The sequence below is a fragment of the Terriglobales bacterium genome (assembly GCA_035567895.1).
Lineage (GTDB): Bacteria > Acidobacteriota > Terriglobia > Terriglobales > Acidobacteriaceae > Gp1-AA112.
Window position 1 is genome coordinate 1 of record DATMPC010000077.1, and the last position, 10,806, is coordinate 10,806.

A 10,806-nucleotide genomic window follows, 5' to 3' on the forward strand; every position below is an offset into this window, starting at 1 on the left:
TGACCCGTTCGGGCCGAGATTGATAAGCGCGGCCGAGAAGCCGACCTGCTTCGGGGGAGTACCACCATCGGTCCAGCCCGCCGAATTGTAAGCGACTTCAGCGGTAACGATGGTGCGCATGGAACCAACAGCCGAAGCCTCGTTGGCCGCAATCTTGGCGCGCAGCAGGTTAGGAATTGCGATGGCCGCGATGATCAGAATGATCGCCACGACAATCAAAAGTTCGATCAGCGAGAAACCTTTTTGCCTCTTCATGGGCGCTCCTTAATTAGCTACGATTGTCGATCTTCAAAAGGCCCCTCGGCCCTTGCATTGACTTGGAGCAACCCTGCTGCCAGTTATCAACAGCTGCCAGTGTGGCTGTGGAAATCGTTTGTAAACAAATGTAAATACTGTAAAAATAGATTTCTGATCTGATTTAAACCATTTACTTCATTCCACTTAAGTGGCATCGATAGCGCTGTGACGCAAAGATTTGTGCCAAAAAATGGCATTTTTGCAGTCACAAACTGTCACTTGTTGGCGGCTCTCTCACGCCGGTCTATCCCTTTCGTTGTGCGAGAGCAATCCTAGGGGTCCCTCCAGCAAGCGGCGAGGTTGCGCTTGCTGGCGTAGCAATAGGGGCTTCCACCCGAATGGAGTAGCCGGACGGCGCGATCCGGCAGACGCTGGGTTTGCGTCTTCTGCTGCGATAGACGCTGTCCGGCCTTCGGCATAACACGCCTATCTATTTCGCGACATTGCCAGCATGAATTCTTCCGCGCGGCGTTGTACTTCGCCTTCGCTGAGCGTTTCTTTCACAGTAGCGAGCGCCCAGACGTGTCCCCAGGGATCGCCTACCCAGCCATAGCGATCACCGAAAAACATGTCGGTGGGCGGAAGCAGCGGAGTGCCTCCAAGTTGCACGGCATGGGCGAAGCTCTTGTCGACATCGTCGACGTACATCTCCAGCACAACGCTGGTGCCGCCCAGCGTCTCCGGCGAGCGAGGACCTTTTGGGTCGTGTCCGGGCATGTCGGTGAGTTGGAGATATGATTCTCCGATCTTGAATTGCGCGAAGATGCCGGGCATGCGCGGCATGGGCGCCTGATAAAGAATCTTCGCGCCGAATGCTTTCTGGTAGAAATCGAGCGCAGCGCGTCCGTCGCGCACCATGAGATAGGGAACTACCTGCCGGTTGTTTGGTCTTCCTCCCTGGATGGCCAAGTTATGTGTCCTTTCGCTGGTTAGTTTGCGTTAAACGCCAGACGTGTCCGGAAGGATCTCTGACGTCGCGGAACTGCGCGGCCCATGCGGCGATCTGCTCGAGCGGCTCGGGAGCGAGCCGGTAATAGCGGTGGCGGCCGGAGCGGCGCGCGGCGATCAGTCCGCTGCGCCTCAGCACCGCCAGATGCTTGGAGAGCGACGGCTGCGTTATGCGAAAAGGTTCGCAGAGCTCAAGCACCGTAAGCTCACGCTGGTGCAGCCGCTCGAGGATGCTTCTGCGCGTTGAGTCGGCCACTGCCCGAAAGATCCGATCCTGCCGATGGCGCCGCATGGCACAGAAGAATACATAGCCAAATGGCTATGTGTCAAGTAGGGGAAATCTGAGGCTGCAGTGAACTTCTGCAGTCGTCAAGTAACGCAGGCACCGCCCGCGACCTCAGGTGGTTCTGCTATTCATTTCGGAGCGCGATCATGGGATCTACATGCGAGGAGCGCCAGGCTGGTAGAGCTGCTGCGAGAACGATGATTGGCAGCACAAGTATGACTACTCCGAGATAAGTGACAACGTCTGTGCTCTTGAGTCCAAAGAGCATGGAGTGGAGAAGCCTTCCTGCTGTCAGTGAGAGCAGCACACCGGCAATCGTGCCTGTTATTCCCATCTTGGCTGCGTCGCCGAGCACCAGGCCGACAATGCTGCTGGGCTGTGCGCCGAGCGCGGAGCGCAGGCCAAATTCCGAGGTACGGCGCGTTGTAACGTAGCTCATCACCGCGTACATCCCGGAGATGGCCAACAGCAAAGCCAATCCGGCGAAACTGCCGGCTAATGTGCTGCGGAACCGTTGTGCGCTGACGGAGTCGTTCACCAGCTCGATCATGGTCGTGAACTTCGTCGCGACCTGTGGGTTCATCTCCCGAATTGTTTTCTGCACTGCTGGGGCGAGCGTGTCAGGATTTCCAGTAGTACGAACCACGAGTTCCACCTCGGCGGCGCGCTCAGGATGCTGGCGCAGCGGTACATAGAGCGCTGGGCCCGGTTGCGAAGCGGGGGAGTCCTGGCGGACGTCGCTGACTACACCAACGATGGTCATACCTTTCATCGACACGTAGTCGAAGCCGCAGATCACACGATGTCCCAAGGGATCCTCATTTGGAAAAACCTGGCGCGCAAGAGATTCGCTGATCACGGCGACCAGAGGTCGATCGCTAGTGTCGCGGTCGTTGAAGTCGCGTCCACGCAGGAGCCTCATGCTAATGGCCGAGAAGTACCCGGGACTTGCGGCACTAAAGTCCGCGTGCGGCAGCGTACGAGAGTCGCCGGTCGTGAATGAGTGTCGACCTTCGACTGCAAGGTAGCCGTTCGAGCCGTATTCGCCGGCCGGAAGGCCGTATGCGAGCGCAGCGCTGCTTACGGACGGAAGGTGGCGAAGGCGGCCGACCAACTGGTCGAAAAATCGTCCTGCCTGCTCCTGCTCCGCCGTAGTATGGGCAGGCATATTCGCGTACGCGACGAGAATGCCTTCGGTGCGGAAGCCCAGATCGGCACTATGTAAGGCGAGCAATGTGCGAAAGAGTAGCCCCGCGCCGATGGCGAGCACGAGAGACACGGCGACCTGGCCGACGACCAGTCCGCTGCGTAACCGTGACGAGCCGCCACCGAGAAGTCCACGGGTGCCACCTTGCTTCAAGGCATCCTGCAGATCGATCCGAGTTGCCTGCCAGGCTGGAGCGATTCCGAAAACGATACTCGTAACTAAGGCAGCCGCGAGTGCGAAAACCAGAACACGCCAATCCAGAGTGATACCGGCTAACAGTGTTCCCGGCATAAAACGTGTGCCTAAGGCAAGAAGCGTTTTGGTGGCGATTACTGACAAAGCGATGCCGAGCACGGCTGCCAAAGTGGCCAGCACGGCGCTCTCCGCCAGCAACTGTCCAACGAGGTTGCCGCGACTGGCCCCGAGGGCGCTGCGAACGGCCAATTCACGCGAGCGGGCAGTCGCGCGTGCGAGCATGAGGTTGGCTACGTTTGCGCACGCCGTGAGTAATACCAGCCCAACGGCACCCATCAGGATGAGGAGCGTTGAGCGCACTGGCGCAGAGAGTTGGTCCTGTAGCGGTGTGACCGTAAATGTCTTGTTACCGTTGTCCCGAGGAAATGCTGTCGCAAGCCGTGTTGCCAGCGCCTGCAGTTGTGCGTTGGCTGTGGATGTTGTTACTCCGGTCCTCAGCTTTGCTACGACGTGATAGTTATAGCCATTCCGGTTTCCGCGGTTCTCTGGAATCGGTGACATTGCCACCCATACCTGTCCCTTATCGGGAAACTCGAACATCGCCGGCAAAACGCCGGCGATCTCGTAGACTTTACCTCCGACAGCAATGGCTTGTCCGATCGCCGCGGATGCCGATCCGAAGTTGCGCTGCGCGAAGGCGAGACCCACGACTGCGGAACGGTCCGCATCCTCAGGAGTGAAGAGTCTGCCCGTCTGTGGAGCGATCGAGAAGACGCGAAAGAAGTTCGTATCCACAAAAGCAGCCTGAACAAATTCAGCGCTCTTCGCTAGCTGCACGCCTGTCTCCCAGTTCTGACAAAAACTGAAAGCCTCAAAGATATTCATCGCGCGCAGATCTTCCAGATCGCCACTGGTCGTGCGCCAGATGGAGCGGCCCTCGTCGGTAAATCTTGTGTTAACGGCGACGATGCGCTCAACGTCCGGGTAGCGGAGAGATTTCAGCACGACGCCATCGAGCACGCTGAACATCGCGGTGGTAGCGCCGATCCCGAGGCCGAGTGTGACGATGGCGACGGCGGCAAATCCGGGATTCAATCGCAGCATGCGTGCGGCGTAGCGAATTTGGTTGGTCAGTGGCATGGCAGCTCCAGACGAAGGATAGACGAGGAGCGAGACGATTTGTCAGCGTAATGGAGCATTGCCCGGCCGAGGGCGAGCGGAACCACGTTTCCTTGATCGACCCCAAAATAAGAAAGGGTCGAGAGCGGTTACTCTCGACCCTTGGTTGGTGGTTCGCGCTTGACCGTGTTGATGTCAATCCGCGTCGTTGATCTATATAGGATCAACGCACCAAAACTATTGCTTCGCTTGTTCGTTGCTTGGCTCCAGCACGTCGTACAGCGGCTGTGCAGGCCATGCCTGTGCACCTTGATTCGAGACTGTCGCCGCCAGCACTCGAATGTTCGCGTTGCGCGGCAACGTTAAAGTCTTCGCACCTGCAGGGACGTCGATCGGGTAGACGAAGAGATATGAATAGGCGTAGGCCTCGTCGATCGCGCCCGCGGTGTGACGGTGCGAGGCGAACCATCCGATATCCGCGCGCTTGATGTAGCCCGGCAGCATGCCGACCATCTCGGCGTACGGGTTGATGAACTTGCCTGTCCGCGGATCGGGAGCGTCGCCCTGGCGAGTAGAGCTGGCTACTTCTTCGCTCTTCCAAATTCGCGTGTCCCACTGGCCGACAAACCCAGTCCAATTCTGAATGTTTATCTCCGTCGAGTGGTCGCCGACCTTGAATGGAGCTTTGTGATCTCCGTTGACGGCGGCTGTCAGTAAGTACAGGCGCTTGTAGTTTCCGGCAGGCAGGTCGATAGTTTGTCCGTGCGCTGTGACTGCGTTGAACTTGTCTTTGGGCCCCAGGGTGAAGCTTAGGCCGGCGTAGTCGATCTTCGCAGGCAGCATTTCCGCGGGCAGAGCTCTGCCTTGCGGAAGCGTGGGACGGTCGTAGAGGCAGTCAAAGCAGCCGTCTGCCGGCCGGTTGTGGCTGGTAGCAACAGCGGTGTCATACGGCAGCTTCACTGCCGCGAATGCGGGTGCGGATGCCTTCTTCGGCGCTGGGCCGAGTCTGAGAGCGAAGCTGCGCGGCTGGTTCGCTGTGAATGACGTCACAAGCTCACCGCCCTGGACTGTAGCTGCGCCGTGTGGCTGTTCCTGGCCATTAATTTCCCTGGCGGCTAGTACCGGCGACGCGAAGGCTACGTGAACGTCCTCGGCGGGCTTGCCATCCATCTCGACCATCCGGAGGACGATTTCGTCGTTCAGTTCGGCCTTCTTGAGCGCCAGGACACGGACGCGCGAATTGTTTAAACGAACCAGCGAGAATTGTTTGCCTAGCGCTCCAGGATGCTTCGTGGCTTCAAATGCGACCAGCGGATCGTTCAGGCGATAGGCTTGCCAATCGGTCTGACCGGCGCGCCAATCGTTTGCGTGACCGGCAAGGCCGAAGATGATGTCATGGTGACCGATGTCCTGCGTGCCTTGATCGTGATATCCGCCACGAGTTCCGGGCGTCCTGATAAGCGTCAGCCGTAAAGTCTTGTCGTTCGGTTTGTCGGAGGCGTTCTTGCAATCGGTGAGCAGAGTGGCACCGTATCCGCCGCCCTGATCAGTGAGGTCGATCCACTGATGAGAAGCGACCTCGAACTGCCGCTCTTCCTCGTTGGGACGCTGAATCGTGCCGATGTCCCAGTTGTAGGTCGCGAGATTGTTGCCGGCGGTTAGCGGAAAGGTCGCCTTGAGGTTGGCTTCCTTGGTCTTCCAATCGATTAAGTTGGCGAACTCGATGCGATTGCCTGCATCGCCTGCGGGCAGGCGGACTGTCTGCACGAACTTTGAGCCTTCCGTCTCGCGCTCAATTTGCACGGCCACGCGCGCAGGACCGTTCTCAACGACCGTGACCTTGGGCGAGCCGCTCACGTAGGAGCGGGGAGGGCGCTGCTCGTCGGCAAAGTCCATGTTCCATGCCGGCCAGTGCTCAGGGTTGTCGGTAGAGATCGCCAGGCGAATCGGAGACGACAGCAGTTCGTTGTTGAGTTTCTTGTCGAAGATGCTAGAGACGTCGCCGTTCTGATCGAGCTTCAGGCTGTAACGTGCATTCTCGAGCGACGACTCCGAAGCTTTGAGTTCGGAGCTTGCAGCGGCAGCGTCGGCGGGCTGTACGTCATACACGGCATAGCCGACGGAAGGAGTTTTTGCCAGGAAGATGACCTTCGTTGCTCCATCTTTTTCGCCGGCGAGTTGTGCGGGGACTTCTTTGCCATCCGGACCAGTTACGCGAACCCCTCGCGGAGTTCCGTTTTGGAAATGAACACGGGCTTCTACGACGTCTTCGCGCGCGATGTTCAGAGGGTTGTAAACGACGATTGGGGTTCCCTGCGCTTGCGTATCGAGAGCAGAAGATACTGCATCGGTGGCGCTCGAGAGGACACTGGCAAACTGATTCATGGCCACGATGTCGTCGTTCCATGCGTACTCGAACGATGTTGGAGTGGCGGTGCCGGGAAGAATGTCGTGGAATTGTCCACCCATCACCAGCGTCCAGGCGTTGTTGAGCCGCTCGAGAGGATAGGGGTGTGCACCGAGCCACGAAGCCGCGAGCGAAGCTTTTTCTGCGGCGTCTGCCAGTAGTTCGTTCTTGCGCATCCAGCGCTTCTGGTAGGCCTCTGAGGTAATAGAGCCCGCAGAGTGATTGATCAGCTCGAGATCCCCTTTATAGCGAGGCATGCGGTCGGTCTTGCAGCACTTGAGGATGTCGTTGAACATGTCATCGGCCTTCGACCAGACGACGCGGATCGGGCCGTCCCCGACCTGCACAGGTGCGGCGTGAGACTCGGCTAATTCCTGCTCCGCTTCCCACGACGATCCTGGTTTCGGTGGCCCAGGAATCGTCGCCTTGGATTTCGTCACTATCGCTTCCATCAACTTCACCGAAGCCTCATTCGGCGCGCCGCCAATGTCTCCCGTGCCGACGTAGTGATAGTCAGTCTTGATTCCGGTTAAATCGCCGTTGATCTGGATACGCTTCACCCAGTCTTCGCGCGCAACGCGGCGACGGCGCTCATTCTCCCTCGGGGTCAGATTCGGATCATCTGGGGGAGGAGGGGGAGGGGTCTTGCTGATGTCATACATCACCTGGCTTCCATACGTCAGAGGGTTTAGCGCCGCGAGCACTGTGCTGCCATCGGTGCCCTCCCACACGCCTACGTTGAACGGAATGCCATCCGGAGTTTTTTCCGGGGAGTTGGGGCCGCCAACGTGAGGCGCCGGCTGCCAATCGGACGAGAGCTTCTGCGTGGAGAAGCCAACGATTCCCGAATGATGCAAAATGCTGGGCAAGGAAGCCGGGAAGCCAAAGCAATCCGGCAGCATGTATTCCTTGCTAGCCGTGCCGAACTCGCGCCGGAAGAAATTATTTCCGTAGAGGATTTGGCGAATGATCGATTCCGCATTCGGCGAATTTACGTCGCCCTCCTCCATCGAGGAGCCGGCGGGAAACCAGCGACCAGCGGCCACATACTGCTTCAGCCGCTCGAAGTCGGCAGGGAAGTACTCCTTCATCATTCGGTAGCGATTAGCTCCCGTGAAGTTGAAGATGTAGTGCGGATACTTGTCGAACAGCGCGAAATTGTTGCGCAGCGTCTTGCTGAGATACTCCTGGATTGTCTGCGGGTACTCCCATCGCCACTGTGTGTCGAGGTGGGCATAGCCCACCGCGTAGAGTGTGGGTTGTTTACTCAGGTCAGAAGAAGTGGCCGCCAGGGGCGGTTTCTTCAGCGTGGGCGGAACTTTCTCCTCGGTTTGTGCTGCCAACACGCACGACAGGCTCATGCACAGGCACAACAACAGCAACCGCTTTAGTGTTGCTTGCATTCTGTAGCTCTCCATAGTGAAAACAGTACCGGCGGCGGCAGCCGCTGGGTCTTGCAGAACAGCACCGCCAACACTGTTGGCGGTCGAGGCCATTCCCGAGCCTAGTCAATCGAAGCGCACTCACGAACCCAGCGGCTACCGCCGCCGGTTCTGACTTCACAGCGGAATCTCAAGCTCCTGAGACAAGTAAGACAGAATACTTCCTGAGTCGTTCAACTTCATCAGGTGATCACGAAACTCTTCATTCATAAGTTTGCGTGCCAGCTTGGCAAGCATTTTCATGTGGCTGTTATTCGCATCGGACTCGTGAACCGCGAGCAACACCACCATCTGTACCGGCTTGCCATCCAGCGAATTCCACTCAATCGGGCGCTGCAGCTTCAAAACCGCAATTGAGTTGGCCGTGATCAGATCACTCCGGCAATGCGGAATCGCGAAGCCGTGGCCCAGTCCTGTGGAGTAGGCGGCTTCGCGAGCCCAGACTACTTCCTCCAGACGATCTGGATTTTCAGTTCGTCCAGCGATGAAGAGAGAATCAATCAGCTCGCGAATCGCTTCCTCTTTGCTCTCGCTGTCACTGCCTACGATGACGAGGTTCGGATCGAGGAGTGATTGAGAACTCTCGCTGGGATGATCCTCCGCCAAGAGCTTGTTTACCTGTTCCGCTTGCGTGCACGCCGTGATTCTCGATAGAAGGTCTTCGCAGTTCTTTGCGTAGAGTTGAGAAACCCGCTCCTTAAGGGCAGGAACCTGCGAAGCCGAAGCGCTGATTTCGTCTAAACCGAGTCCGATAAGAATCGGGAGATTGCGAACGTCGCCGGCCATCTCTCCGCACATACCGATCCATTTGCCGTTGGCATGAACGCCATCGACGATATGCTTCAGGAACCGCACGAAGCTGGGATGACGCACACTGGAGAGAGCTGCCACCTTGGCGTTGTCGCGGTCGACCGCGAGGAAGTACTGATTCAGATCGTTGGTCCCTATGCTGAAGAAGTCGACCTCGGCGCAAAGTTGATCCAGGATAAAGGCCACGGAGGGCACTTCGATCATGATGCCGACTGGCATCGCCGGATCGAAGGTGATGTTTTGATTTCTCAACTCATCCTGCGATTGCGCCACTTGGCCTTTGAGCCAGATGACCTCCTCGATGGTGGAGACCATGGGCGCCATAATTTGAAGCTTCCCGAATGCGGAAGCACGCAGGACGGCCCGCAATTGCGTGCGGAAGAGTTCGCGATGCTCCGCATAGATCCGCATGCCGCGATAGCCCAGGAATGGGTTGGATTCAGCCGGCAAGTTCAGATGGGGAACAGGCTTGTCTCCGCCAATGTCGATAGTGCGGATAATTACTGGCCGTTGCCCTGCAGCTTGTGCCGCTTGTTTGTAGATTGCAAACTGTTCTTCCTCAGACGGAGCACGGTCGTGTCCGATGAACAGCATCTCGGTTCGGAATAGTCCGATTCCTTCTGCGCCGTTAGCGCAGGCAGCAGCGACTTCTTCAGCAGACGACACATTTGCCGCGACTTCCAGCCGCAGTCCGTCGACAGTCACGGCCGGCCGGAATTTGTTGCGGGTCAGGGTTTCATTGCGCTTCTGTTGAGCCTGATACTCGCGATCGTAAAAGCGTTTGACCGCTGCGGTACCGTTTGGAACGACGAGTCCACGATTGGCGTCGACTACAAGTTCACGCTCGCCGGAAAAGAGAACTGGGGCGTCCTTTACCCCGACCACCGTTGGGATTCCCAGGGAGCGTGCCAGAATCACGGCGTGGGAGGTTCTACCGGCATATTCGAGGACTAGACCCTCCAGCCACTTTCGCTCCATTCCGAGGAGTTGTTGCGGAGCAATTGTCTCGGCCACGAGGACGCTTGGTTCCTTGAGCTCCACGGCCGCGGCAGTGAACCTTGAGCCGTAGACTTCTTCGAGGAGCCGGTAGCATATCTCCTGGATATCCACCGCGCGATCCCGGATGTAGCTGCTCTCTGATTTCTGCAGTATCGACATGAAGAATTGCGCACTCTCCGCCAGGGCCTGGCCGGCAGACCGCCCTTGCACGATCAGCTCGGCGATCTTGTCGGAGAGCGATACGTCTTCAACGATCGCAAGGTGGGCTTTGAGCACTCCCGCTTCGGCAGGCGAGACGGAGCGGGCAAGCATGACCTTGATTCGCTCACGGACCGTTGCCATTGCGCGCTCAATTCGCCGCTCTTCTTTCTTGAAATCCTCAGCTCTTTCCGATCCAAGATCCGGCGGTAGAGTCATTCCGCCAACAACCACCGAGGCTCCCTTTCCGATTCCGGGACTTACTCCGGTGCCAAAATGGCAGCGAATGCCGGCGGCCAAAAGTGCGCGTGGCAGCGGGCCGATTCTGCGTTCAGAGCCGGATTCCACCAGAGGTTCGTCACTCTTCGGCAAATCGCGAGTGATGTAGCCAAGCAGAGCAGCGCCGGCCGAAGCCTCGTCTGCGCCAGCAACTCTGATGGAGCATTCGTCGCCGCTCCTGATGTCAGCCGAGATGATGGCCAGCGTACTCTTGAGATTGGCGGCGATCCCAGTGCGGAGGTTGGTGAGCGAAACGTCGGAAGCAAAATCGCTGGCAAACTCGGCAAGTTGGCTCGCAGGGCGGGCATGGAGTCCGTTTGGCAACGGGCATACGAACTTGAACTCCACCGGATTGCAAACCTCTGGCGACATACCGCTAGCCCTGGATTCTCTTGAATACCGATATGGGATTCTTGATCGCTTCCTGCACCGGAACCTGAACCACTCGCAGGTTGTCGAAGCGTTCGCGCTTTTCGATCTCGATATCCACTGCAAAAATGGCAACTTCGGCCTGGCGAATTTCGCTTTCCTTTAATTCATTTTCAATTCCCATAGCGCCCTGGGTTTCTACTTTGATCTGGTGCCCTAATGCCTTCGCCGTTTTTTCCAACTGCTCCGC

7 protein-coding genes are annotated in these 10,806 nt (G+C 57.8%); all 7 read right to left on the reverse strand.

The features are described 5' to 3' along the window. A partial coding sequence (locus tag VNX88_15895; GenBank protein HWY70150.1) for a prepilin-type N-terminal cleavage/methylation domain-containing protein occupies nucleotides 1-255 on the reverse strand: 255 nt, incomplete at its 3' end. A 468-nt stretch (nucleotides 256-723) separates the two neighbouring features. Continuing rightward, nucleotides 724-1,206, reverse strand: a complete 483-nt coding sequence (locus tag VNX88_15900) for a VOC family protein (GenBank protein HWY70151.1) — start codon at nucleotides 1,204-1,206, stop codon at nucleotides 724-726. A gap of 1 nt (nucleotide 1,207) precedes the next feature. Beyond that, nucleotides 1,208-1,537, reverse strand: coding sequence for a metalloregulator ArsR/SmtB family transcription factor (locus VNX88_15905; GenBank protein ID HWY70152.1), 330 nt, complete (start codon nucleotides 1,535-1,537; stop codon nucleotides 1,208-1,210). Nucleotides 1,538-1,655: 118 nt separating this feature from the next. Beyond that, on the reverse strand, nucleotides 1,656-4,073 hold the full coding sequence (locus VNX88_15910) for an ABC transporter permease (protein HWY70153.1): 2,418 nt from the start codon (nucleotides 4,071-4,073) through the stop codon (nucleotides 1,656-1,658). 216 nt (nucleotides 4,074-4,289) lie between these two features. Continuing rightward, nucleotides 4,290-7,862, reverse strand: coding sequence for a glycoside hydrolase family 38 C-terminal domain-containing protein (locus VNX88_15915; GenBank protein ID HWY70154.1), 3,573 nt, complete (start codon nucleotides 7,860-7,862; stop codon nucleotides 4,290-4,292). Nucleotides 7,863-8,018: 156 nt separating this feature from the next. Then, the gene (ptsP, locus tag VNX88_15920; protein HWY70155.1) at nucleotides 8,019-10,559 is read right to left on the reverse strand and encodes a phosphoenolpyruvate--protein phosphotransferase; all 2,541 of its coding nucleotides are present in this window, start codon (nucleotides 10,557-10,559) and stop codon (nucleotides 8,019-8,021) included. Between the two features lie 4 nt (nucleotides 10,560-10,563). After that, nucleotides 10,564-10,806, reverse strand: a 243-nt coding sequence (locus VNX88_15925) for a hypothetical protein (GenBank protein HWY70156.1), incomplete at its 5' end; no start/stop codon positions are given.